General features: G+C 43.5%; 19 protein-coding genes and 4 pseudogenes. 5 read left to right on the top strand and 18 right to left on the bottom strand.

Features of this window, described 5'->3' with window-relative positions; translation table 11 throughout:
* The first annotated feature begins 156 nt into the window (after positions 1–156).
* From I4V84_RS17655 to I4V84_RS17645, 3 genes are all read left to right on the top strand, one after another.
* Positions 157–1,596 (top strand): AI-2E family transporter, encoded by a 1,440-nt coding sequence (locus I4V84_RS17655; RefSeq protein WP_118580206.1) that lies wholly within the window; start codon positions 157–159, stop codon positions 1,594–1,596.
* A gap of 1 nt (position 1,597) precedes the next feature.
* Positions 1,598–2,044, top strand: a complete 447-nt coding sequence (gene dtd, locus I4V84_RS17650) for a D-aminoacyl-tRNA deacylase (protein ID WP_148463019.1) — start codon at positions 1,598–1,600, stop codon at positions 2,042–2,044.
* 259 nt (positions 2,045–2,303) lie between these two features.
* A complete protein-coding gene (locus I4V84_RS17645; RefSeq protein WP_118580212.1) occupies positions 2,304–3,359 on the top strand; it encodes a tyrosine-type recombinase/integrase in 1,056 nt (351 codons plus the stop codon).
* 43 nt (positions 3,360–3,402) lie between these two features.
* On the opposite strand, the pseudogene I4V84_RS20920 reads toward I4V84_RS17645, so the two are convergent.
* A pseudogene (locus I4V84_RS20920) lies at positions 3,403–3,528 on the bottom strand (DUF6783 domain-containing protein); the annotation flags it as partial.
* Between I4V84_RS20920 and I4V84_RS20915 the strand changes: the two are divergent.
* Positions 3,478–3,657 (top strand): annotated as a pseudogene (locus I4V84_RS20915) (DUF6783 domain-containing protein). The pseudogenes I4V84_RS20920 and I4V84_RS20915 overlap by 51 nt on opposite strands.
* A gap of 45 nt (positions 3,658–3,702) precedes the next feature.
* Here I4V84_RS20915 and I4V84_RS17640 read toward each other — a convergent pair.
* Positions 3,703–4,122, bottom strand: a complete 420-nt coding sequence (locus I4V84_RS17640) for a twitching motility protein PilT (protein WP_118580215.1) — start codon at positions 4,120–4,122, stop codon at positions 3,703–3,705.
* Between the two features lie 224 nt (positions 4,123–4,346).
* A pseudogene (locus I4V84_RS20910) lies at positions 4,347–4,460 on the bottom strand (DUF6783 domain-containing protein); the annotation flags it as partial.
* On the opposite strand from I4V84_RS20910, the pseudogene I4V84_RS20905 reads away from it, so the two are divergent.
* A pseudogene (locus I4V84_RS20905) lies at positions 4,437–4,487 on the top strand (DUF6783 domain-containing protein); the annotation flags it as partial. The pseudogenes I4V84_RS20910 and I4V84_RS20905 overlap by 24 nt on opposite strands.
* Positions 4,488–4,527: 40 nt before the next feature.
* Here I4V84_RS20905 and I4V84_RS17635 read toward each other — a convergent pair.
* The 15 genes from I4V84_RS17635 to mutS all read right to left on the bottom strand — a co-directional run bounded on the left by I4V84_RS17635 (position 4,528) and on the right by mutS (position 24,643).
* A complete protein-coding gene (locus I4V84_RS17635; RefSeq protein ID WP_195993063.1) occupies positions 4,528–5,583 on the bottom strand; it encodes a D-alanyl-D-alanine carboxypeptidase family protein in 1,056 nt (351 codons plus the stop codon).
* Positions 5,580–6,740, bottom strand: a complete 1,161-nt coding sequence (locus I4V84_RS17630) for an FtsW/RodA/SpoVE family cell cycle protein (protein WP_148463016.1) — start codon at positions 6,738–6,740, stop codon at positions 5,580–5,582. Before I4V84_RS17630 ends, I4V84_RS17635 begins: the two co-directional genes overlap by 4 nt.
* 4 nt (positions 6,741–6,744) lie before the next feature.
* Positions 6,745–6,987, bottom strand: a complete 243-nt coding sequence (minE, locus tag I4V84_RS17625) for a cell division topological specificity factor MinE (protein WP_118580224.1) — start codon at positions 6,985–6,987, stop codon at positions 6,745–6,747.
* A gap of 91 nt (positions 6,988–7,078) precedes the next feature.
* A complete protein-coding gene (gene minD, locus I4V84_RS17620; RefSeq protein ID WP_118580227.1) occupies positions 7,079–7,861 on the bottom strand; it encodes a septum site-determining protein MinD in 783 nt (260 codons plus the stop codon).
* A 130-nt stretch (positions 7,862–7,991) separates the two neighbouring features.
* Positions 7,992–10,817, bottom strand: a complete 2,826-nt coding sequence (locus I4V84_RS17615; RefSeq protein ID WP_319017153.1) for a penicillin-binding transpeptidase domain-containing protein — start codon at positions 10,815–10,817, stop codon at positions 7,992–7,994.
* A 56-nt stretch (positions 10,818–10,873) separates the two neighbouring features.
* The gene (mreD, locus tag I4V84_RS17610) at positions 10,874–11,401 is read right to left on the bottom strand and encodes a rod shape-determining protein MreD (RefSeq protein WP_173717119.1); all 528 of its coding nucleotides are present in this window, start codon (positions 11,399–11,401) and stop codon (positions 10,874–10,876) included.
* Positions 11,391–12,389 carry a rod shape-determining protein MreC gene (mreC, locus tag I4V84_RS17605; protein WP_173769977.1) on the bottom strand — a complete coding sequence of 333 codons (999 nt, stop codon included), beginning with the start codon at positions 12,387–12,389 and terminating at the stop codon, positions 11,391–11,393. Before mreC ends, mreD begins: the two co-directional genes overlap by 11 nt.
* Before the next feature lie 55 nt (positions 12,390–12,444).
* Positions 12,445–13,458, bottom strand: a complete 1,014-nt coding sequence (locus I4V84_RS17600; protein WP_118580233.1) for a rod shape-determining protein — start codon at positions 13,456–13,458, stop codon at positions 12,445–12,447.
* Positions 13,459–13,542: 84 nt separating this feature from the next.
* Entirely contained in the window at positions 13,543–14,256 is a 714-nt protein-coding gene (gene radC, locus I4V84_RS17595) for a DNA repair protein RadC (RefSeq protein WP_330382811.1), read from the bottom strand.
* A gap of 220 nt (positions 14,257–14,476) precedes the next feature.
* The gene (locus I4V84_RS17590; protein WP_195993062.1) at positions 14,477–16,075 is read right to left on the bottom strand and encodes an FAD-dependent protein; all 1,599 of its coding nucleotides are present in this window, start codon (positions 16,073–16,075) and stop codon (positions 14,477–14,479) included.
* Positions 16,076–16,089: 14 nt separating this feature from the next.
* Positions 16,090–17,280: an NAD(P)/FAD-dependent oxidoreductase gene (locus I4V84_RS17585; protein WP_173769979.1), complete on the bottom strand. Its 1,191-nt coding sequence runs from the start codon at positions 17,278–17,280 to the stop codon at positions 16,090–16,092.
* Positions 17,281–17,385: 105 nt separating this feature from the next.
* On the bottom strand, positions 17,386–18,663 hold the full coding sequence (locus I4V84_RS17580; protein WP_173769980.1) for a methionine gamma-lyase family protein: 1,278 nt from the start codon (positions 18,661–18,663) through the stop codon (positions 17,386–17,388).
* Positions 18,664–18,756: 93 nt separating this feature from the next.
* Positions 18,757–19,707 carry a tRNA (adenosine(37)-N6)-dimethylallyltransferase MiaA gene (miaA, locus tag I4V84_RS17575; RefSeq protein WP_195993061.1) on the bottom strand — a complete coding sequence of 317 codons (951 nt, stop codon included), beginning with the start codon at positions 19,705–19,707 and terminating at the stop codon, positions 18,757–18,759.
* A 12-nt stretch (positions 19,708–19,719) separates the two neighbouring features.
* Positions 19,720–21,921, bottom strand: coding sequence for a DNA mismatch repair endonuclease MutL (mutL, locus tag I4V84_RS17570; RefSeq protein ID WP_195993060.1), 2,202 nt, complete (start codon positions 21,919–21,921; stop codon positions 19,720–19,722).
* Between the two features lie 97 nt (positions 21,922–22,018).
* Positions 22,019–24,643, bottom strand: a complete 2,625-nt coding sequence (gene mutS / locus I4V84_RS17565; RefSeq protein WP_226815137.1) for a DNA mismatch repair protein MutS — start codon at positions 24,641–24,643, stop codon at positions 22,019–22,021.
* Positions 24,644–24,734 lie beyond the last annotated feature (91 nt).

Raw genomic sequence — 24,734 nt, 5'->3', positions numbered from 1 at the left:
TATATTTTTTTAATGAGACATTGAGACAAAACTGTGTTATAATAGATAGCAATCGCTGTTAAATAAATAACAGTACAGACACTTATTGGTTACTGTGCAAACAGCAGACAGTAACACATATTTTGCATTCATGTTTCAGGAGGACGATATTAGAATATGAAATTACGCTGGGACAATCAACATGTTCGCTGGGGAGTAACTTCTTTCCTTGTAATCGCAGCCAGTATGCTCTTTTATTATGGTGTTTTCCATATGAAGACACTGATTACAGGAATTCAGACATTTCTGGGGATTCTCACACCTATTGTTTATGGGGTCGTGATTGCCTTTTTACTGACCCCTGTATTAAATTTCCTGGAGAAAAAAATCATTTATCCGCTTCTTGCCAGGAAGGAAGTATCAGTAGGAAAGAAGGGGCGCAAGGCAATTCGGTGGGCATGCGTAATTTTATGTATGTTTCTCTTCCTTGCTCTTATTTATGCCCTTATTATGATGATTCTGCCAGAACTGATCCGAAGTATTATGGGTCTGATCTACAGTTTTCCAGCCTATGTGAAGGTTATTCAGAAATGGCTGCAGTCTTTCATTGAGAAATGGAATCTGAACAGTGATGCACTGGACACTTTGAATCAGTCCATCACCACAGCGCAGGACTACCTGACTACGAATATCCTTCCGCAGATGCAGGAAATGCTAAAAAATATTTCCGCAGGTGTGTTTGAATTAATTAATTTTCTGAAGAATTTCCTCATCGGAGCTATCGTTTCCCTGTACCTGATGGCAGATAAAGAGGGATTCATTGCCAAGGCAAAAATGCTCACCTACGCAATTTTTAATACCCAGCATGCGAATTTTATCATCCATTCCATGCGTTTTACCAATAGAACCTTTATCGGATTTTTCAGTGGTAAGATTTTGGATTCTGCCATCATTGGCGTATTGTGTTATATTGGTATGAACTTTTTGAATATGCCATATATACTTTTGATCAGTGTGATCATTGGTGTAACCAACGTAATTCCATTTTTTGGACCTTACCTCGGAGCAATCCCAAGTATTTTTCTCATCTTATTGGTGGATCCGCTGCAGGCTATTTATTTTGCAATTTTTATTCTTGTTCTCCAGCAGTTTGACGGCAATATTCTTGGACCGAAGATTCTTGGTGATTCCACAGGACTTTCCAGTTTTCTGGTCATTGTCGCCATCCTTATTGGCGGTGGAATCTTTGGAATCCCAGGTATGATCATTGGCGTTCCTGTTTTTGCAGTGCTTTACGCGGCACTTGGCAGGCTTGTCCATATCAGCCTGATCTATAAGCAGGTTCCAGATGAGGAGCAAAAATACACCAACATTGACTGTCTGGATCCGGAAACACATGAACCCGTTCTTTTCCCGGCAGAAGAGCCGAAGAAGAGAGAGACACCCAGACGCACTGCAATGTTGAAATTTACCCTTACTTTGTTAAAAACGATCCAGAAAATCCTGACTACAATCTGGATCCTTATAAAAAAATATTCCGTGATAATTTATCAAAAAGTCAGACAATTGATAGAAGAGTACAGACAGAAACAAAACAGTAAAAAGGACGGAAATTAACATGCGGCTTTTAATACAACGTGTAAATCATGCAAGCGTAAAAGTAGATGGTGAAGTTATCGGAAATATTGGGAAGGGCTTTCTTGTACTGGTCGGCATAGGTCAGAATGATACCAGGGAAATTGCAGACAAATATATGAAAAAAATGCTAGGACTTCGAATTTTTGAAGATGAAAATGGCAAAACAAACCTTTCCCTGGCAGATGTAAATGGGGAGCTTTTGATGGTTTCGCAATTCACGTTATATGCCAACTGCAAAAAAGGAAACCGGCCAAGCTTTATTGAAGCCGGTGCGCCAGAACAGGCAAATGAACTTTATGAATACATGCTAAAGGAAGCTGCAAAAGTTGTTCCAGTTGTTCAGCATGGTATTTTTGGCGCTGATATGAAAATTTCACTGGAAAACGATGGACCGTTTACAGTGATGTTGGACGAATCGATCATGTAAAATTAACAGCAATTGTAACGAAACCGGCCAAGCTTTATTGAAACCGGTGCGCCAGATGTTCAGAATCGCCTGTAACTGCATAATGAATGCAGTCGAACCATCAATTATATTTTAACATTTAATGAAATTCTGAAAAACGCCGAAAACAGCCAGAAGAAGTGGCTGATTCGGCGTTATACCCCTCATCTAGATCTATACGACAAACCCGAGTTTTTCATATAGATTGGTATCATTATTACTTGCTAAAGGAGAATTTTTCATGGATAAAAAAGTCACCTACCACGAACAGACTGACGTTGAAAATACCTTGCGGCTTCGTGATGTTCTGAAAACCTTGCCGCCATTTTGCAGGGATTTCTTTCGTGCCATTGAACCGCGTACCACAACTAAAACCAGAATTTCCTATGCATATGACATCCGCATTTTCTTTCAGTTTCTTCTGGAACAAAATCCAGCCTTCAGGGACTGGTCTATAGATGCCTTTACTGTGGATGTTCTGGATCAGCTCACAGCCGTTGATCTTGAGGAATATGAAGAATACCTTAAAGTTTACCAGGCCGGGGATAAAACGGAAACCAATGGCGAACGTGGTCTGAAGCGAAAAATGTCCTCATTGCGAAGTTTTTATGCATATTATTTTAAACGTGAAATGATTCACACAAATCCTACCGTCCTTGTAGACGTTCCAAAGATTCATCAGAAAAGCATCATTCGCCTGGAAGCTGATGAAGTTGCCTTGCTGCTGGATTATATTGAGCACGGCGGGGACGACCTTACCGGTCAGAAAAAGGTATATTATGAAAAAACCAAAGACCGTGACCTCGCTCTCGTTACTCTCCTGCTCGGAACAGGTGTTCGTGTTTCTGAATGTGTAGGTCTTGACATAGAAGACGTAGATTTCAAAAATAATGGAATCAAGGTTACTCGAAAAGGTGGAAATGAAATGGTTGTATATTTCGGTCCCGAAGTAGAAAAAGCTCTGAAAAACTACCTGGAAGTACGCAAGAACATTATTCCTGTAGAAGGTCACGAACACGCTCTCTTCTACTCTACCCAGCGCAAACGAATTGGGGTCCAGGCCGTTGAAAACCTGGTTAAAAAATACGCCCGCCAGGTTACCACCACCAAGAAAATCACCCCTCATAAACTCCGCAGTACTTACGGCACCGCCCTCTACCAGGAAACAGGCGATATTTACCTTGTAGCGGACGTTTTAGGCCATAAGGACGTGAATACTACCAAGAAGCATTATGCAGCCTTAGACGATTCCAGACGGCGTCAGGCAGCCACTGCTGTAAAACTGCGTGAAGATTAATATCTACTTCACACATACAATTGTTGTACTCGCCACATTTAATTCACATAATATTATTATTGTAAATCAATCCAGGAACATACCGCAAAACAAGACTTTCTGCAAGATGTGCGTCACAATTTGTGGGAGATTTAGTCCGGATGAAGGCGCCGTAGCGGGTTACGGCAACTGAATTCGGGCAAAATATACCGCAAAGTGGGATGTGCAGATTGTAGGAATGATTTTTCAAACAAGTTCTAAGGCGCACCTCAAAAAAGGACATGACCCACAGTCGAGTCATGTCCTTATGTACCTCTAATTTGGTTTTACTGAATTTATAGCTGCAATATCATATTATCCGAGATTATAATGCTACTGCAATCTTATCCTGTAATGCTTCCGGAATCTCTTCTTTGTCAAGCGAAATACTTACAACTATTGAAATTCCATATTTCTCACCGATCTTGTCCAGCTGATCAAGTGTATCTGTAACATCAGCGTCTTCCAACTTGGAAACCTTAAGGAAGCTGTCCAGATAAATCTGCTCAAGATCGTGATCCTGAGAAATAATACCACAAATGAAACCTACGAACTCATCTGCATTCTTCAATGGATAAGAGGAAACGTCAATAAGACGTACCTTATTGTTAAGCTCATACATATGTTTGGTACTCTTGTCAAGGTAAACAATGCTTCCGTTGGCTTCTTTCACCGCACCGTTTACTCTGTCTAAGAGCACTTTTGTTTTGCCTTTGCCTTTCTTTCCTACGATCAGTTCAACCATGATGTTTTCCTCCTTAGACAATATGATATTAAATTTTTACCAAAAACCTTGTTTAATATGTTTCATATTATAGTATAATTTTTCTAAATTTTCAAGAGTTTTTTTAATATTTCTGTCTATTTTTCTCAATTGTGGCTACGATTCATAAAGCGACTGACTAGTACATCGTTTTCGAAATAACTATGCCTGCATACTCGAATCCACATCCTACGCGATTGGTGTAGTTATTTACGAAACGATTTACTAGAGCGTGTTTGAAAAAGGCTTTCTGCAAGATGTGCGTCACGATTTGTGGGAGATTTTGCCCGGATGAGGGCGCCGTAGCGGGCTACGGCAACCGAATTCGGGCAAAATATACCGCAAAGTGGGGCGTGCAGATTGCGGGAATGATTTTTCAAACAGGCTCTAGTTTATATTCTGCAAAAGGGACGACATCTGCTCATAAAGCTCGTCTTTTGTGGCGGCACCCATTACAATGGAAATGTACGGCTTTCCATAAGCATTCTGGCTCAGCAACGCCAGACAGTTGCCTGCATTGTCCGTAGTACCGGTCTTTCCACCCAGAATAGTCACATTCTTAGGAGGGGTAGCTTCTCCTGTTAGATAATGGTCTGTGGCAAGTAATGTGGTACTTGCACTGCTTCCGTCCGCATGAGTATATTCTACTGTATAAGATCCGGACTGTGTAATTTGAGTAAACTCTGGATAATTCAAAGCTTCCTTTAGCATCAGATAGATATCATAGGGAGTGGTATAATGGTTTTCATCCTGCAGTCCATGAGGATTGGTAAAATGAGTTCCGGTACAGCCAAGTTCCCTGGCATAACTGTTCATCATCTCCACAAACCCATCTGTAGAACCACCCACATGCTCTGCAATAGCCGCTGCTGCGTCATTACCTGAATAAACCAGCAGACAATGAAGAAGCTGATCCATAGTCACCTGGTCACCTGCCCAAAAGCCGCAAACCTGTGAACCCTCCTCCAGATTCAGATTCTCCTGTGTAATGGTTACTACGTCATCCATATTTCCATATTTCAGTGCCAGCATAGCTGTCATGATCTTGGTGATACTTGCCGGGTATACCTTTTGAAGTGCCTGTTTGGAATAAAGCACCTTTCTGTCATCCAGATCCAGAAGAAGTCCTTTCTGTTTTTCCCCAAGGGAAACACCATCCATCGGAACATCTGATACGACCACACACAAATTCTTAGCAAAACCATCAGCTCTCAGGCTGTCTAAGTCTGTAATTCCACCAGAAAACTCTCTGGAAGCTACATATGCATCCTCCAGCTTATCAAAAACAGTTCCATTTCGGAGAACATAAATTGCACCGATCCCAGTACCGCCAAGCACAACCAAAAGCAACAGTAAAAGAACAGTATTTCTGATCCTCTTTCTTCTGGAGCTTCGAAATCTTGCCTGTTTACGTCTTGAGTTCTTCTTTTTTGCGGCTGTCATAAATATTCCTCTTTCTTATCAATTTCTTTTCTCTTAAGTTCTTTATTATAAGTACTGCTCTGCAGACCTACATTCATCACAAGCCCCATACCGATAAACAAGCTGACCAGGGAAGTCAGACCATAACTTACAAAAGGAAGAGGCGTACCAGTATTAGGTGCCAGTCCAGTAGCAACGCAGATATTCAAAAAACTCTGTATAGCTACCACACTGCCAATTCCGCAGCAGATAATCTTCCCGGCCAGATCCTTGGCCCTAAGGCTCATCCTGATACATTCAACTGAAATCAACAGCAATAATACGACCAAAGTTGTACATCCTATAAATCCATACTCCTCTCCGGCAACTGCGAAAATAAAGTCGGTCTGGTTCTCTGCAACAAAGTTTCCGGCATTTACAGAAGAAACCTGGTCATCCCCGGTAAGTTTTTTTCCAACCAGTTCTCCGGAGGCAATCGCCGTCTTCGAGTTATTCTGCTGTTCAATATCCTCCTGGTATTCCTCGTTTTCCGGGTAAAGGAAAGACATAATACGTGTTCTCTGATAATCCTTGATCAAAGTCTGATCCGGCTGCACAACAATAGACAAAAATATGATCAGAAGGGGAACCGCGATCAGGATCGCACCTCCGATGATCTTGTAGCTCAGTCCTGCTATATACAGCAGAATACAGAAAATAATGGTTACCGTAATGGTATTTTTCATATCCGGTTGTGCATAAATAAGAGCCAATGGAACAGCCAGAAGGAGCACTGATTCTGCCAACACCCTGAAAGTATTGATATCATCTTCATGGTCCATAAAAAACTTGGCAAAAAACAGAATAATAATAACTTTGGAAAGCTCGGTAGGCTGAAAACGGAAACCACCGATATCCAGCCATCTGGACGCACCTCCAGCCTCACTTCCGAACAATCGTACACCAATAAGCATAAGCAGATTAAAACCATACATGATCCACTGGAAATTCAATATCCAGGAATAATCCATTAACGATAAGATCACCAGCAACACAAGCCCCATCACAACGCCCAAAAGCTGTTTATTTCGAAGATCTGGCGATGCACTTGCTACCAGCTGCACTCCAAACAGACTGATCGCAGTCAGAAGGATCACTAGTTTAAAATTGTAAAAACGTAGCTTATACTGTTTAATCATAAATTTATCTGTCCTTTTTCGTCAACACAGGGATATACGCCATTAAGACAGGCGGTTCCTGTGATATCTGTATTTTCACTTTAGTTTCCTCTATGGTCACATACTTCTTTACTGTATGTACCAGATCGCTTTTTAACATTTTCATCATCTGTGGAGAGCATTCTATGCGTTCTGAGATAAGAAGAAGTTTCATCCTGTCGCGAGCATATCCTGCTGAACGCCTTCTTTCATTTAAAAAGGTCTTCATGCAAAATCCCTCCATTTCAGAGCATTAGTTGACATAACATTATTACAAACAACCAACATGCTATTTTGCGTAACTAATTATTACCTGAATATCAATGTCTTTTAAACAGTCGTGAAAACATACCTTTCTTCTGTCTGAGTTCTGCAAAGGGAACTTCCTCGCCCATAAGCCGTTTACAAATATTCCGGTATTCCTCCTCTGCCTGAGAATTTTTACCAGAAAGAGGCTCTCCCTGATTGGTTGCTATCACAATCTGCTCGTCATCTAAAAGAGTTCCAATCAGATCTACAGCCAGAATCTCTGTCACATCATCCACAGACATCATATCTCCCCTGGCGATCATGTCCGGACGAAGACGGTTGATGATCAGATGGATATCCCGCAGATCATTTGCTTCCAGAAGACCAATGATACGATCCGCATCGCGAATTGCGGATACCTCCGGGGTCGTCACTACAAGAGCTTTATCTGCACCTGCAATGGCATTCTTAAATCCCTGCTCAATTCCAGCCGGACAGTCCAGCAATATATAATCAAACTCCTCCCGCAGATCATCCGTCAGTTTGATCATCTGTTCCGGTGATACGGCGGTTTTATCCTTAGTTTGCGCAGATGGCAGCAGATAGAGCTCCGGATGCCGCTTGTCTTTGATCAGAGCCTGTTTCAGACGGCAGCTTCCATTCACCACATCTACCAGATTATATACGATCCGGTTCTCCAACCCAAGCACAACATCCAGATTACGAAGACCAATATCCGTATCCACAACCACGGTTTTCTTTCCCATCATAGCCAGACCAGTTCCTATATTGGCAACTGTAGTGGTTTTTCCTACACCGCCTTTTCCGGATGTAATGACAATGACTTCACCCATTTCTTCTGATTCCTCCTAAACAAAATGTTCCAAAATCCTGGTATTTCTCTTATGGATATGCCTGCCGGAACACTCCCGGCAGGCATATCCAGTACTGCTGATCAGACTATGAACAGCAGCAAAATCGTTTTTAGTCATTCGATGTATCACTGGTATCTGTAGAAGCAATACCTGTGAGAATAGAATCTTTATCTGCAAGATTGTACATATATTTAAAAATATCATTAGCAATCAGACATGCATTACCGGAGCTGTATCCATTGGCAATACGGATTGCCACCGCATACTCCGGATCAGAGGCCGGCGCATAACCGATAAACAGACCATGGTTTGGATGGCGAAGATCCAGCTCTGCTGTACCGGTTTTACCTGCCACTTCTACTCCAAGACCATCAAACTGGGAATGAGTCTGGATCACACGACGCATACCATCATGAATCACATCCCAGATATTTGAAGAAATATTTACCACATCCTCGATTTCCGGCTCATACTCCTGAATCACCTCTCCCTTCGGGTCCATTACTTTGTCCAGAAGAGTCAGTTTAAATACATTTCCGGAAGTAGCCATAACAGTAGCATAACGAGCCAGTTCTGATGTAGTAAACAGGTTATTTCCCTGTCCCATATAGGATGGAACTGCTTTGGCATCGGAAACCTTCGGAGTTGCTTCTGAGAGCTCGATTCCAGTCTTCCGATCCAGACCGATCAATGAGGCATATTCCTGAAGCTTATTCAGACTCTGCACCTCGGAGAACTCATTGTCCCCAACTTTTCCCAGCTGAAAACCGATCATGTTAAAGAAATAGTTACAGGACTGCTCGATTGCTGTACGGATATCCAGACTTCCATGACCATTCTTATACCAGCAATTAATAGGCGGATCTACATAGTCAAAAGTTCCGGTACATTCAATATATGTACCTTCGTCAATAATTCCTTCTTCCATTCCTGCAATTGTTGAAAGAAGCTTTAAAGTGGAACCTGGTGCAGTGGTTTGCTGGGTCGCTTTATTGAAGAACGGACTGGACTGGTCAAGTGCCAGTTTTGCATAATAATCTGTATCCATATCATTGGTCAGACGATTATTGTCATATCCGGGATAGGAAACAAGTGCAACTACATCTCCAGTCTTTACATCTACAACCACAGCGGACGCTGAGCATGGCATTAATGCCAGCTGTGCAGGCTCTATCTCCAGAGTGTATATCTTGTTGATCATGAAATCATAAGCTCCCATTGCTCCGGAAGCCAGATTCTCATAATCATCATCATTTTTGTCAAGGACTCCCTGCTCATAAAGCACCAGGCAGATTTCCTGTCCGGAAATTGTATCTTCCTGCAGCATGTATTTGTAAAGGAGCTTGGAAAATCCAGTATCTGTACTGAGATAGTCGATAATATATGCTGTCAGTGCCTGATAAATTTCCTCAGAATCCAGATACTCTCCTTCCGGTGAAAAGCTGCTGATGTCGATCCAGCCCTGGCTTGTGGCATAAGTCAGGTAATCCTTCAGGCTGATGGTTTCATCTGTTGTCCAGGCCTTGTAAGTAGCATCTGATGTATCAATGGCATCTTTGGAAATAATTCCAAGCGTGTCTCTAAGAAGGTCATTACAGATGTAAGACAGATATTCCTGTGTTTCTTCATCTTCATCCTTATAGGCTGGCGGGTTTGAGCCATTCAGCTTCGTGCTTATTGTATCAAAAACTCTCTGCTGCTTTTGTTGAAATTTGGCATATAAATTTTTTTCTATATCAGAGGCATCCTCATTGCTGAATTTGGTGATGTCAATCACACTGTTGGAAATCAGGGCATTGTATACATCATAAATAGGAATACGGATCTGACTGGCATCTGTGACATACGTGTAATCAAAAGTCTTTGCCGCATCAATTTTCGTCAGAAGAACACCAGCCACACGCTGTTTGAGGATCTGATAGATTGCCGATTGCCAGTCAGTATCAATAGTAAGCTGCACATCATCTCCCGCAACCGGCTCTACTTTGGTATCCTCGTCAATTTTCAGAACCTTTCCAAGGTTATCAACAGAAACCGTCTCCTTGCCGTCTGTTCCCTGAAGGGTAAGTTCCATATACTGCTCAATTCCTGCTTTACCTACGATCGCATCATTGGAATAATCCGGATTCTGTTTCCGAAGCTCTGTCAGCTCCTCGGAAGAAGCCTTACCTGTATAGCCAAGGATTGGTGCCATACTTTCATCATCAATATACTGGCGGATGGAATCCTCAACCACATCAATTCCCTGCAGTCCGGTCTTATTCTCCATGATCGCAGCTACCGATTTTTCACTGACATTGGTAGCAATGGTAACCTGCATATATTTCTTAAAGCTGTTGGTATTCAGTTCGTAGCGGATAGTTGCAATATCAAGCATTTCCTGCTTGGTCAAAGTAAGAGGCAGACCATGGGAGGTCAGTTCATCCTCTGTATAAGCACGATCACCGCTAAGAACGATAGAAAATTTCTCGGAACCAGTGAGAAACTCCATCATCTGATCCGCAGTCGCCGTCTTCTGTTCATCTTTCAAATCATCGATCAATGCCTGTCCATAAATATCAGCACGGAAACGGTTCAGGGTAAAGCCCTCAGCAACATCAAAAGCATACTCTCCATTCTTATCTACCACAATATGGAAGGAATGGGTAATATCATCTCCGTTGCTGTGAAGAATCTGAAGCACCTGATAGGCTACACCATTTAATGTAAGATTCTTCTCTCTTGTAGAAGTGTAAGTTCCATTATCCTCCAGTGTCAGAGAATAGGAAAGCACATTAGATGCAAGAATATCACCATTTCTGTCCAGAATATTTCCGCGGGTGCTCTTGAGCACACGCTCTTTGGTTGTCCTGGCCTGGAATTTGCTGATGTAATCCTCTCCCTGAATAATCTGCAGATCAAATAATCTACGCACCAGAACAACTGACATTATCACAAATACCAAGATCAGGACTGTTGTTCGTTTTAAACTGATTTTTTTGTAAATTCGTTTTATTTTAGTACCCAAATTGACTCACTTTCTTTCCTGGTTATGTTCATGTAGTGATAGTTTATGTAACGGAAAATCCGGTATACAATCAAGGTAATAAATACCGTGTAAAACATTTCCGGGATAATGATCCTGTACAGATAAGTCCCAAGTCCCAGTCTGCCTCTTAGGAGGAACTGCAACCCATAAACAGACAGATTATATAAAAGATCTGCAATTGCAGTCAAAAACATAGGAACCTTCACATCATCATCGTAATAAATCCTGTGCGCATATCCACTTAAATAACCAATATACATATAGATCAAAGCATAAAATCCAAATACGGATCCAAAGAACAGATCCACAAAAAGCCCTGAAAAAAATCCTGCCCAAAGGCCGCTTTTGCGCCCGCGCATAAGCCCCATGGATACACAGAAAACCAGCATCAGATTAGGAGTTACAGAGCCAATAGAAATCAGATCCATAACCGTACACTGCAGAAGAAAACATATTACGATCGTAAGAAAATAGACAATCTTACCCTTCATCTGCGCCCTCCTGTCCGTCTGCTGCACTGCCGTCAGTATTGTCGCTACTCTCCTGACTGCTGTCGCCAGAGGTACTGTCAGAACTGCCGCTGTCAGAATTACCTTCCACCTGCGCGGTTCCGTCTACCAGATCCTGCTTATTCACAGTAATAACAAATACATCCTTCAAATGAAGGAAATCCACAGGTGTTACAATGGTTCCTGTCTTAGTCAGGTTATTGCTGTCTACCTGCACTTCGCTTACATAGCCGATAAACAATCCTTCTACAAATTTCTCACTGATATTGGAAGTGACAATACGTTCCCCGACAGTCACCTTGTTCTCCTGATCATAAAGCTGCTCAAAGCGAAGCTTTCCTTCATCAATCAGTTCCAGGTCTCCGTTTACAATACAGTTATCAGAAGTGCTTACTGTCATGGCACTTACACTGCTGCTGTCATCAATAATGGAACGGACAGTAGCCCAGGAGGAACCAACTTCTGTGACAATTCCAACAAGCCCCTTGCCTGCAATCACATTATTATCGACCTTTATCCCATCATCAGAACCTTTGTTGATCATAAAGGTATCGTACCAGTTTCCAGGATCTTTGGAAATGATAGTCGCAGCTACCTTCGGATAGTCCTCATAGGTCTGGTCCAAATTGTAAAGCTCTTTCAGTCTCTGATATTCCCCTTGATCCTGGATCAGTTTGTTATTCTGTGTAGTCAGGCTGTCCAGTTCTGCTTTCAGCTCTTCATTTTCAAAAAGCAGATCCTGTTTGTCCTTGAAGCTGTCCCTGACGGAACGGACCATACTGCCGATCTTTTCAATGCTTTTTTCAAAAGGAACTATGACAATTCCTGCTGTTTCCTGCAAAGGAGCTGTGGAAATTCCTGAAGCAAATGTAGCAACAATACAGCTCAGGCAGAAAAGTGTCATAATCGCCAGCAAATGTTTACTTTTCAGATTTATGCGAAATCGAAATTTTTTCTTAAGGTTTTTCATAAAATGGCACCCCTAAAAATTTATGATTTATAACTGTTCAGTACCTTCACAGTTACTATAATTTTCTTTGTGTGATGGGCTGAGCCCATTTACGAAGTTCTTTGTCGTGGATGATCTTCTCCAGCCCTTTGACAGCTGAAGTTTCGTAAAGATCTGACAGGTTAAAAGAATAGCCTGTATAACTTGCCAGATATGTATCAATATGAGGGATTCTGGTGCTCCCTCCGGTAAGGAAAATGCCTTCTTTCGCAATGTGGTAGGAGATCTGCGGCGGGATACGTTCCAGAAAAACTTTCATCTGGGCACCGATCTCATTGACACAGTTCATGATTCCCGCATTGACTACATAGGCAGAAATAACCTCTTCCCTGGGAAGACCGGAAACACTGTCAATTCCTACAACCTTACGGGCCTGCTTGTGCTGGTCTGCAAGCCGTCCCATTACCAGCTTCAGCCGCTTCCCTGTACGGGTGCCGATCTGAAGATTATAACGCTTGCGTACTTCACTGCACACTGCCTCATTCATCTGACGTCCGCCAATTGGAATCTTCTTATTTATGATAATACGGCCTCCCGTAACAATGGAAAAATTCGTACTCTGGGCACCAATATTTACAATCATGCTTCCTGCATTGTTCTCCAGATCCACACCCATAGCTATGGCATCTGCAATAGGAGCCTCTACCATGTAAACCCTGTTCTTCCGCAGCCAATGTCCATTCGCCACCTGATAATAAGCTCTTTTTTCAATAGCAGTCATGTCCAGAGGAACTGCAAAGTACATGACAGAGCCTATTCCCAGAATTTTATCAATTTTTTTCATCATACTGTAAAGTACAATTTCCTGCAGTTCCAGATTGGCTATCATACCAAAAGCCATCGGCGAACTTACGGAAATATCAGAGGGTGCTTTCTCAAACATTTCATACGCTTCGTTGCCCACGGCTATGATTTTGCGGCCCTTGGCCGCAATCATGTTCTTCTCAATGTAGCTTTTATTTCGAATCATGGAATAGACCTTGACGGAACTGCTTCCAAGGTCTATTCCATATGTTTTTTCAAACAGCATATATCTGTCCCTTCATCATTACTATGCCCTGCAAAAACAAATACCCGCCACTGGTTTACAGACGGCGTCAGCACTTCCGGCGGATCATTCCTCCGGCATCATTCCCTGTTCTTTAAAGCTAATGTATCTCTGGTCACCGATCACAACGTGATCCAGAAGCTTCACCCCAAGAATCTCCCCAGACCGGTAAATACGCTCTGTAATTTTCTTATCACATTCACTGGGCGTAGGATCTCCGCTTGGATGGTTATGAACCAGGATCACACTTACAGCGTGAAACTTCAATGCTTCCATAAAAACCTCCCTTGGAGTGATCAGAGTTGAATTCACGGTTCCCCGGGAAAGCATCTGCTCACCAAGAAAATGGTTTTTTCCATCCAGCAGCATAACGATCAATATTTCCTGCTCTTCGTGCCGGAGACGTTCCATATAGTATTTTGCTATCGTGATGGGTTCGTTAAAAGAAAGTCTTGGTCTGGCAACAGCAGACGCCATCCGCTTGGAAAGCTCCCCGATACATTTCAGCTGGACGGCCTTGACTTTCCCGATTCCGTTCACCTTCATCAGATCCGGAATGGACATATGTAAAAGTCCCAGAAGTCCCGGATAGGAGGTATCTTTCGTAAGACTTAAGATTTGATTGGCGAGTACAAGAGAATTGCAGCCTTGTACACCGCTTCTCAGGATCACTGCCAGAAGCTCGCTGTCGCTGAGCACGGATGGTCCCCACTGCAGACATTTCTCATAAGGACGTGACGACTCCGGCAGTTCTCTGATGGTCTGTTTCATTTCATTCATATCTTTCACCTGCAGTTCTCCAGGACTGACAGGATACTGCTCACGCCATACCTAAAACTTACTTCGCACAGCTTTGCCAATGAACAGTAATGGGACTGTTCTTCATGCCATAATAAGCAGATACTTCTTATTCCCCGAGACACAAAGACATTTTCCCCCGCACTGTGTTTCACAATGCAGACTCATTTTAGCATAAAAAAGGAGAGATGTACACTCTCTCCTAAAAATTTCTGAACTTTTTAGAAACAGCTTCCGCTACTTTTATACCATCCATAGCTGCAGAAGTAATCCCGCCTGCATATCCAGCCCCTTCCCCACAGGGGTAAATCCCCCCATAGTTTGCTTCCAGGGAATCCTTATCACGGACAATACGCACCGGAGATGATGTTCTGCTTTCCACGCCGGACAACACTGCATCAGGACGGTCAAAGCCTTTGATTTTTTTTCCAAAGGCAAGAACACCCTCTTCTATGGAATCACCGATCTCTTTTGGAAAAATACTGCGCACATCCCCTGGAACACAGGCTCCCTTGATGCAAGGTTCTACATCTTTAAGCCTTGTACTCGGCTTATGTTTCTGATAATCTTCAAACAACTGTACCGGAACATTACCATTTCCAGCTTTCCACGCTGCGCGCTCCAGATTGCGCTGGAATGCCACGCCGCCCAGAGGCCCCTCTTCCGGAAAATCAGCCGGAGTTACCGATACGATCAGCGCACTGTTTGCATTGCGGCTGTCCCTGGCCTGATAGCTCATACCATTTACAGCAAGCATCTCCGGTTCTGAAGAAGCGTTTACTACATAACCGCCCGGACACATACAAAAGGAATAAACACCACGGCCATTTTCACATGTGTGGGTAACTTTATAAGCAGCAGCTCCAAGTTTCTCGTTTTCCTCTTCCCCATAAAGAGCCAGATTGATCATGGACTGTGGATGTTCCATACGTACACCTACTGCAAAAGATTTTGGTTCCATATAGATTCCTTTTTTCTCAAACATGAAAAAGGAATCTCTTGCGCTGTGTCCAACTGCCAGCACACATACCTGGGCCGGAATCCTTTTTTCCCCATTTATCTCAATTTCTTTTAACTGACTGTTTTCAAAAAAAAGATCTGTCACTTTGGAACGAAACTGGAATTTGCCGCCCATTTCCTCAATTTCATGGCGAAGAGTCTCCACCACGCCAACCAGCACGTCTGTACCAAGATGTGGTTTCTGCTGATAGATAATTTCCGACGGTGCACCCGCCTGCACGAAACGCTTCAGTACTTCATGATTTCTTCCTGAAGGATCTTTTACCAGAGTATTTAGTTTTCCGTCGGAAAAAGTACCAGCACCCCCTTCACCAAACTGCACATTGGAATCCGGATCCAGTACGCCATTTTTCCAGAAATTCTCGACAGTCTTCTGACGGACATGCGCTTCCTCTCCCCGTTCCAGAACCAGGGGGCGGTAACCTGCCTTCGCCAGATACCAGGCACAAAAAATTCCGGCAGGTCCGCTTCCTACAATGACCGGCGGATATTTCAGTTTCTCTTCACCAGGAGATGGAAATGTATATTCTTTTTTCTGAGTTAACATAATGTTATTATTGTGAACTCTTCGAAAGATCTTGCTTTCCTGGTTTTTATCCTGCAAAAACACATCTACCGTATAAACAAATTTTTTATCCTCTTTATGACGGCAATCCAGTGACTGCTTCACTATTTCGTAAGTGAAGCCTTCATTTTTCAGACGAAGCTCCTTACGGATCTTTTGGCTTAACTCTTCCGGGGTATGATTAATTGAAAGTTTCAGCTGGGTAATTCGAATCATGTTATTCTCCTTTTTCAAACACGCTCTGACATTTTGCTGGCATTCACTCCTGCAACATAACCGCTGGACCAGGCCCACTGCAGATTGTAACCGCCACATTTCCCATCAATGTCCAATAGTTCTCCTGCGAAATATAAGCCTGAATTTCGTGTGGATTCCAAGGTTTGGGCGTTAACCTGTGTAGTATCAACGCCGCCTGAGCACACCTGTGCCTGTTCAAAAGACTGATAACCAGTCACTTTAAGCGGATAGCTGCTGATTGCTTCTTCCAGATCATTTGCTAACAAAAGCACTTTTGCAAGCTTATCCGGGAAAAGTCCGGTCAAAAAGTCTTTTTTTCCTTTATAGGGGCAGTTTTCCTTTCGTATTTTCAGAAAAGCTTTCAACTGTTCCCGGGAAAATTCTGGCAGAAAATTTAAAATCAGAGTCACATTTTTTCCCTGTTTCAGTGCACGGATTCCGTATCGGCTGACCTGAAACACCGGAATTCCAGATACGCCATAATCAGTAAGCTGTAGTTCTCCTGTTTCCTCTGTGACTTTTTTCCCATCCACAAGCAGCGTAATTCTGCCTTCTGTGCGGACACCTGCCCAGCCGGAAAAGCCTGTATTCTTGCATTTCAGGGCAGTTAAAGCCGGGAGAGGCTCTATGAGCCTGTGTCCCAGTGCTGCGGCAAGCTCATAACCGCTGCCATCGGAACCGGAAATTGCAGAAGCTTTGGAACCATTGGAAAGAATAACTGCTTCACCCTCGTATATCCAGCCTTCTACCTGAACCTTCCAGATATCCTGTTCCTTAAAAACACGTTGTACTTTTTGGTTGGTCTTGATCTTTACCCCAAGATTCCGTGCTTCCATACACAATACCTCAGCAACGCTTGCTGCCTGTCCGCTATGCGGATAGAGATAGCCGCCGTTTTTATTCACAGGATAAATTCCAAGCCGGGTAAAAAATTTCACCGTGTCTTCTACCGGAAACTGATTCAGAACTGCCTGTTCAAAGCCTGGATTTTCGCTTCGATATGCATCAGACGGCACCTGGATATTGGTAAAATTACATTTGCCGTTTCCTGTAGCGCAGATCTTTTTGCCTGGTTTTTCATTTTGTTCCAATATGGTTACAGCGGCCCCGTTTTCTGCAGCTGCAATGGCCGCCATCAGCCCGGACGCCCCGCCGCCTGTAACGATAACACGTTTTTTCTCCATATAAACTCCCGTTTTTTACATCTGTTTTAAAGAACTTATGGTAACGGTTCAGCGCCTCCCTGTTACACGCCTGGCATTGCACGAAAATTCATGTTTTTCATGATTTCACGGTAATTTTACCAAATCCTGCTCCACAAGTTTCTGCAAGGACATCATAACACCTAATTTTGCATGCTCCCAGGTAAGTCCTCCCTGGAAATATACGGCATACGGCTCTTTCACAGGTCCATCTGCGGAAAGCTCAATAGAAGAGCCCTGTACAAATGCGCCAGCCGCCATAATGACCTGACTGTCATAACCTGGCATATCCCATGGCTCCGGATCAACATAACTGTCAACCGGGGCAGCAGCCTGAATTCCCTTACAGAATGCGATCAGACGCTCCGGACTTTTTAAAGTCACTGCCTGAATAATATCCTGCCTTGGCTCTGTGGAATTTGGAACCACGTCAAATCCAAGCTTTTCATAAATATTGGCTGCAAAAACAGCGCCCTTTAACGCACCCTTTGTCACCATCGGTGCAAGGAAAAATCCCTGATAGAAGGAACGGTTTACGCCAAGTGAAGCTCCCACCTCAGCACCAAGTCCCGGACAGGTCATACGGTAAGAAGCATTTTCCACGCACTCTTTGGTTCCCGCAATGTAACCGCCAATTGGAGCAAGTCCGCCGCCCGGGTTTTTGATCAGGGAACCAACCACCATATCTGCACCAACATCACTGGGCTCAATCGTGTCAACAAATTCGCCGTAGCAATTGTCTACCATACAGATCACATCAGGCTTAATGCTCTTTACAAATGCAATCAGCTCACCAATCTGCTTTACTGAAAAAGAGGGGCGTGTCATATAGCCTTTGGAGCGCTGAATCTCAACCAGTTTTGTCTTCTCATTGATTGCTTTGCGGATATTTTCATAATCGAAAGTTCCATCCTCAAGAAGATCCACCTGACGATAAGTTACTCCGTATTCTGCCAGGGAGCCCTTGGATGGACGGATACCGATCACCTCTTCAAGAGTATCATATGGCTTTCCGGCTGGTGCCAGCATTTCATCGCCTGGACGCAGGTTTCCAAAAAGAGCAATGGCCAGGGCATGTGTTCCACACGCAATCTGCGGACGCACCAGACATGCTTCTGTGTGGAATGTATCCGCATAAACCTTTTCCAGAGTATCACGGCCGTAATCGTTGTAGCCGTAACCGGAAGAAGAGCCGAAGCACTCCTCGCTGACGCGGTTTTTCTGCATAGCCAGAAGAACTTTCATCTGGTTATATTCTGCAGTTTTGTCAAACTGTTCAAAACGCTCCTTTAAGGATTTTTCTATTTCATGGCAAAAATCGTAAACCTGGGAAGAAATTCCCAGCTGCTCGTATAATTCTTTCATAATAAATTTTCCGTCTGTCTGACGGTATTCCTCCATTTTTTTGTTTTCAAAGCGGGCGATTCCCCCCTGTGGAAAATCTGATTATTGAAATAACTACTCTCCAGTTATTCCTTTTTCATGGCAAACGCTCTGCATATACTCCAGCATTTTATCCTCGTTATACCCGAACTCATCTTTATTCACCCACACTGTTTCCGGCTCTCTGCGGAACCAGGTGAGCTGGCGTTTGGCAAAGTGCCGGGTATCGCGCTTCAAGATCCGCACAGCCTCTTCCAGCGGCATTTCTCCATCCAGATAGGCCAGGATTTCTTTATATCCAAGACCCTGCATGGAAACCATACCTCTGTGATAGCCCATGTCCTTCAGCTTCTGGACTTCTGCCACAAGACCGCTGGTCATCATTTCATCCACCCGCTTATCAATGCGTTTATATAAAAGCTCCCGTGGTGCATTCAGCACAAAGTATGCCAGATTATAGGGGCTGGTTCGTTCCTGCTGCTCCTCATTGTGTGCGGAAATAGGGCTATGGTTCTGATGATAAAATTCCAGTGCGCGGATTACACGCTTCGTGTTGTTTTCGTGGATCACTTCGGCGCTTTTGGGATCCACCTCTGCCAGCATCTGATGAAGATATGCAGGACCTTTTTCCTGGACAATCGCCTCCAGATTGGCCCGGTATCCATCGTCCTGCTCAGCCTGGGTAAAATCAATATCTCTGGTCACCGCCTGAATATAAAAGCCGGTTCCCCCCACCAGAATGGGAATATGTCCCCTGGTGTAAATCTTTTCCATGGCATCCTTTGCCATCTGTTGAAAACGCACAATGTGAAATTCATCCTCTGGCGTCAGCTCATCCACCAGGTAATGGGGAACTCCCTGCATTTCTTCTGGCATGATCTTCGCAGAGCCAATATCCATATATTTATAAACCTGCATGGAATCTGCAGATATGATCTCGCCGCCAATGGCTTTTGCCAGAGAAATAGACAGCCTGGTTTTTCCAACTGCAGTAGGACCGGTAAGGACAATAAGAGGTTTTTTCATAATCTCTCCTGTTTATACAATTCGCTTAAATTTCTTTTCAATTTCTGTCTTTGTCATCGCAATGATAGTGGGACGGCCATGAGGACAATTATATGGATTGTCCAGAGTAAGAAGCTCGTCGATCAGCTTATCTGCCTCCAGAGCAGACATCTGATGATTTCCTTTGACAGCAGATTTGCATGCCATTGTGGCAAGTCTTGCTGTGAAAAGGTCAAAAGCATCCTTTGCACCTTCTCCTCCCAGATTGTCAAGCATTTCCAGAAAGAGTTCTTCTTCATGGAATCCGTACAAATTTGTCGGAACTGCACTGATACAGTATTCCCTTCCACCAAAGGGTTCAATCTCAAAACCGTATTTCCTGAAATATTCTTCGTTGGCTTTTAATTTCGCCTGTTCATCCATGTTCAAGGTCACCACAAGCGGAGGATTCAGATATTGCGATTCAATGGACTGTTCTTTAAAACGTTTTACAAAGCGCTCATAATTTACCTTTTCGTGAGCTGCATGCTGGTCGATAATGTAAAACTGGTTTTCAAATTCCACCAGCCAGTAGGTGTCAAACAACTGGCCAATCAGCTTATGGCGGCTTCGGGATTCTGGTGCCAGAAGTTTCTCCTGAAAAAGCTCAAGCTGCTTTCCCCCAACGGATGGATATTCTGTACCTGGATCACTCTGTCCAGGCTCAGATTTATCTGGTATCTCATAGTTTACGGATACAGCAGTCTCTGCCTGATTATCGGCTTCATTCATTCTTTCAACCGATATGTTATCTTCTGCCGCTTTTTCATCTAAACTTTTATACGCTTTTTCTTCTGCTTTTTTATCCGCTCTTTTATCTGCCTCCGCAGCCTCTTTTAAAGTTCCTGAAAAAAGAGCTTCCTCTTCCTTGCTGAATGGCTTCGCCTGATAAATTGCCTGCTCACGAAGAACACTGCTGGCCTGACAGCCAGAGCTGTTTACAAGGCTTCCAGATGAATTTATTTTTCCAGTTGGAGCTGTTTTTTCAGTTAGAGCTGTTTTTCCAGTTAGAACTGTTTTTTCAGCAGCCTGTGAATAGCAGCTTTCATTATTCCCTGCGCTGCTTCGACCAGCTTTTTCAGCAGCACCTTCACAATGAAGTTCCGTCCTGCGACTTTTCTCAAATGGCTCCGGAACTGCTCCGCGGCTTACTGCTGCCACCTTTGATTCCCGCTCCTCTTTTCCCACTGGAACAACCGGTATCAGTTCTCTGTGAAGAAGCGCATTGTGAACAGCCTCGTAAATGGCATCATACACCTCCGCCCCTCTTGCAAAACGAACCTCCAGTTTCCGGGGATGAACATTTACATCCAGATCATTTCCTGTCATCTGGATCTGCAATGACACAAAAGGAAATTTATGCTGCATGACAAAGCCCTTATATGCATCCTCAATGGCCTTCGTAATAATATTGTTTTTCACAAATCTGCCATTTACATAGTAGTTCTCAAAGCTTCGGTTTCCTCTGGAAACCTCCGGTTTGCCGGCGTATCCCTCAATTTTCATAAAATCATTTTCGTAGGAGACTTCCAGAAGTGCTTTCGCCATATCCCGGCCATATACATTATAAATAACATCCTTCACATTATAATTGCCGGAAGTATGCAGTTTCACCTGTTTGTTCTGAATATATTTAAAAGAAATCTCCGGATGGGAAAGAGCAAGCTGTTCCATCATAGTTCCAATATAATTTGCTTCTGAAGAATCAGATTTCAGGAACTTGCTCCGGGCCGGTGTGTTGTAAAAGAGATTCCGAACCAGGAAAGTAGTTCCATCTGGAGCTCCCATTTCCTCAAGGCTTTGTTCTACGCCACCTTCGATCACGTAACGCACGCCGCTGATAGCAGAAGGAGTTTTTGTGATCAGCTCCACCTGGGAAACTGCGGCAATACTGGATAAAGCCTCACCACGAAATCCCAGTGAGGCTATGTTTTCCAGATCTTCTACTTTTTCAATTTTGCTGGTAGCATGACTTAAGAATGCTGTTGGTACCTGAGACGCTTCGATTCCGCCACCGTTATCTGTAATACGGATCAGCTTCTTTCCTCCGTCTGTGATTTCCACAGTTACAGCTGTAGCACCTGCGTCAATTGCATTCTCTACAAGCTCCTTCACAACAGAAGAAGGGCGTTCCACCACTTCTCCTGCTGCAATTTTATCAATGGTATGTTTATCTAAAACTGCTATTTTTCTCAAGTTTTTCTCTCCATATAAAAGCAGGTTGACCGCTTCGGTTCACAATACGGACATGTCGCCTGCGGTGACAACACCATATATGAAAGTCAACAGTCAGTTACCATCTGTTCTTTATCTTATTCTGAAGATTGTATAACGTATTTAAGGCTTCCATGGGAGTCAGATTTCCAATGTCAATGCCTTTTAATTCTTCAATAATGTCATTGTCCTGTACAGTGTCAAATAATGACATCTGCGCCATATCCATTTCTACCTTCGGCTTCTTCTTCGGTGAAGCCAGATCTTTTACAGCAGCAGTAATGTCTGCATCGCTTAATTCCTCAACCAGCTCTTTTGCACGGTTAATAACAGAATCCGGAACACCTGCCAGCTTGGCGACCTGAATTCCATAGCTCTTATCTGCGCCGCCTTTTACAATCTTGCGGAGAAAAACAATATCGTCACCTTTTTCCTTAACTGCAATGCAGTAGTTGGTAACGCCAGATAGTTTTCCTTCCAGTTCAGTCAGTTCATGATAATGTGTGGCAAATAATGTCTTGGCTCCACAAAGCTTTGTATTACTGATATGTTCAATCACTGCCCAGGCAATGGCAAGACCATCAAAAGTACTGGTTCCACGGCCGATCTCATCCAGGATCAGAAGGCTCTTGGCAGTGGCATTTCTAAGGATATTGGCCACCTCAGTCATTTCCACCATGAAAGTACTCTGTCCGCTGGCAAGGTCATCTGATGCACCTACACGAGTAAAGATTCTGTCTACAATTCCAACCACAGCCTTATCTGCCGGAACAAAGCTTCCGATCTGCGCCATAAGTACGATTAACGCAGTCTGGCGCATGTATGTGGATTTACCTGCCATGTTGGGGCCTGTAATAATGGAAATTCTTTTTTTAGTATTGTCAAGGTATGTATCGTTGGCAATGAACATATCATTATCGATCATCTGCTCTACAACCGGATGACGGCCACCTTTGATATCTATAATTCCGCCTTCATTTACCTTCGGGCGTATATAATGATTGCGCTCAGCAACAAGTGCAAGGGATGCAAACACATCCAGACCTGCAATTGCCTTGGCTGTACGCTGGATTCTTATCACTTCCTGGCCAACTTTATCACGGACATTGGAAAAAAGCTCGTATTCCAAGGCATAAAGTTTATCTTCAGCGCCAAGAATCATATTTTCAAGGTTTTTCAACTCCTCGGTAATATAACGTTCTGCATTTGCAAGAGTCTGTTTACGGATGTAGTTCTCCGGCACCAGTTCTTTAAACGTATTGGTTACCTCAAGGGCATAGCCGAATACACGGTTATATTTGATCTTCAGGGATTTGATTCCGGTACGTTCACGTTCCTTTGTTTCCAGCTCTGTAAGCCATTTTTTTCCATCTGTGCGGGCACTGCGGAATTTATCCACATCTTCGTTAAAGCCTTCACGAATAATGCCTCCATCCTTCTGGGCAAGGGGCGGTTCATCTACAATGGCGTGCTTGATCAGATCTGTAATATCTTCAAGACTGTCCATGTCCTCGTAGATTTCTTTCAGAATCGGTGCCTGAAAGTCCTTGAGAACCTGTTTAATATAAGGAATCATTTCCAGAGAGGACGCAAATGCTACCATATCTCTTGGATTTGCAGACTTAAAGCTGATGCGGCTGACCAGACGCTCCAAGTCATACACTGGATTGAGATATTCCCGGATCTCATCGCGGAGCATCGGTTTCTCATTCAGCTCTTCAAGAGCTTCCAGTCTGCGATTGATCTCTTCTGCATCGATCAGTGGCTGTTCCACAAAGGAGCGAAGAGTACGGGCACCCATGGCTGTTTTAGTCTTATCCAGTACCCAGAGAAGAGAACCTCTTTTCTGCTTTTCACGGAGGGTCTCCACCAACTCCAGATTTCGTCGGCTGGAGCTGTCAATCAGCATATAACGCTCTGCCGTATAAGGACGGATGGTAGTCATCTGAGAAAGTGCAGTCTTCTGCGTTTCCTTAAGATACAAAAACAGCGCTCCGGCAGCTATAATTCCACTGTCATAATCGCTGATTCCAAGGCCTTCCAGATTGGTTACGTGAAAATGTTCCCTTAATTCTTTTCTGCAGGTATCATCATCGAAATACCAGGCATCCAGGGAAAAAATACAAATTCCAAGACGTTCTTTCAAATCGTCTGTGTCAACCCCACTCATAAAAAAGGAATCATTACATATGATTTCAGCCGGACTGAATTTGTTGATCTCATCAACCAGTTTCTGGCTATTTGGTACTTCTGTAAGGAAACAGTCACCTGTGGTAATATCCGCTATTGCACAACCAAAGCGGTCTGCTATGGAGACAATTGACATCAGATAATTGTTCTTTGACTCATCCAAAGAAGTTGCATCTAAAGTAGTTCCGGGAGTAACCACACGGATAACAGCACGCTTTACAAGTCCTTTTGCTTTTTTCGGATCCTCTACCTGTTCGCAGATTGCAACTTTATGTCCCCGTTCAATAAGACGGTTAATATAGGTATCAGCTGCATGAAAGGGAATTCCACACATAGGAGCACGTTCTTCCAGACCGCAGTCTTTACCGGTGAGCGTCAGTTCCAGCTCCTTGGATACCAGAAGTGCATCATCAAAAAACATCTCGTAGAAATCCCCGAGACGATAAAATAAGATGCAGTCTTTGTATTCTTCTTTTGTTTTGCAGTATTCCTGCATCATGGGCGACAGTTTCATGGTTTGCGCTGAATCCCTTAATTTATGCGGGTTTGAAGCACCTGAAATAGTAGTTTGACCCCCATTTGACCCCCGGTTAGTATTTTGTATG

Source organism: Ruminococcus sp. 1001713B170207_170306_F1, from assembly GCF_015668065.1.
GTDB lineage: Bacteria > Bacillota > Clostridia > Lachnospirales > Lachnospiraceae > Blautia_A > Blautia_A faecis.
This window is presented reverse-complemented; position numbering and strand designations above follow the sequence as displayed.

Bases quoted from the DNA above. Each gene is read 5' to 3' on its own strand.
- I4V84_RS17645 (WP_118580212.1), top strand. From the start codon at position 2,304: ATGGATAAAAAAGTCACCTACCACGAACAGACTGACGTTGAAAATACC.
- mreD (WP_173717119.1), bottom strand. From the start codon at position 11,401: ATGAAGGGTAAGATTGTCTATTTTCTTACGATCGTAATATGTTTTCTT.
- dtd (WP_148463019.1), top strand. From the start codon at position 1,598: ATGCGGCTTTTAATACAACGTGTAAATCATGCAAGCGTAAAAGTAGAT.
- mutS (WP_226815137.1), bottom strand. From the start codon at position 24,643: ATGAAACTGTCGCCCATGATGCAGGAATACTGCAAAACAAAAGAAGAA.
- I4V84_RS17635 (WP_195993063.1), bottom strand. From the start codon at position 5,583: ATGACAGCCGCAAAAAAGAAGAACTCAAGACGTAAACAGGCAAGATTT.
- I4V84_RS17655 (WP_118580206.1), top strand. From the start codon at position 157: ATGAAATTACGCTGGGACAATCAACATGTTCGCTGGGGAGTAACTTCT.
- I4V84_RS17590 (WP_195993062.1), bottom strand. From the start codon at position 16,075: ATGATTCGAATTACCCAGCTGAAACTTTCAATTAATCATACCCCGGAA.
- miaA (WP_195993061.1), bottom strand. From the start codon at position 19,707: ATGAAAAAACCTCTTATTGTCCTTACCGGTCCTACTGCAGTTGGAAAA.
- minE (WP_118580224.1), bottom strand. From the start codon at position 6,987: ATGAAGACCTTTTTAAATGAAAGAAGGCGTTCAGCAGGATATGCTCGC.
- I4V84_RS17600 (WP_118580233.1), bottom strand. From the start codon at position 13,458: ATGCTGTTTGAAAAAACATATGGAATAGACCTTGGAAGCAGTTCCGTC.
- I4V84_RS17630 (WP_148463016.1), bottom strand. From the start codon at position 6,740: ATGATTAAACAGTATAAGCTACGTTTTTACAATTTTAAACTAGTGATC.
- radC (WP_330382811.1), bottom strand. From the start codon at position 14,256: ATGAATGAAATGAAACAGACCATCAGAGAACTGCCGGAGTCGTCACGT.
- I4V84_RS17580 (WP_173769980.1), bottom strand. From the start codon at position 18,663: ATGAAAGAATTATACGAGCAGCTGGGAATTTCTTCCCAGGTTTACGAT.
- mreC (WP_173769977.1), bottom strand. From the start codon at position 12,389: ATGAAAAACCTTAAGAAAAAATTTCGATTTCGCATAAATCTGAAAAGT.
- I4V84_RS17640 (WP_118580215.1), bottom strand. From the start codon at position 4,122: ATGGTTGAACTGATCGTAGGAAAGAAAGGCAAAGGCAAAACAAAAGTG.
- minD (WP_118580227.1), bottom strand. From the start codon at position 7,861: ATGGGTGAAGTCATTGTCATTACATCCGGAAAAGGCGGTGTAGGAAAA.
- I4V84_RS17585 (WP_173769979.1), bottom strand. From the start codon at position 17,280: ATGGAGAAAAAACGTGTTATCGTTACAGGCGGCGGGGCGTCCGGGCTG.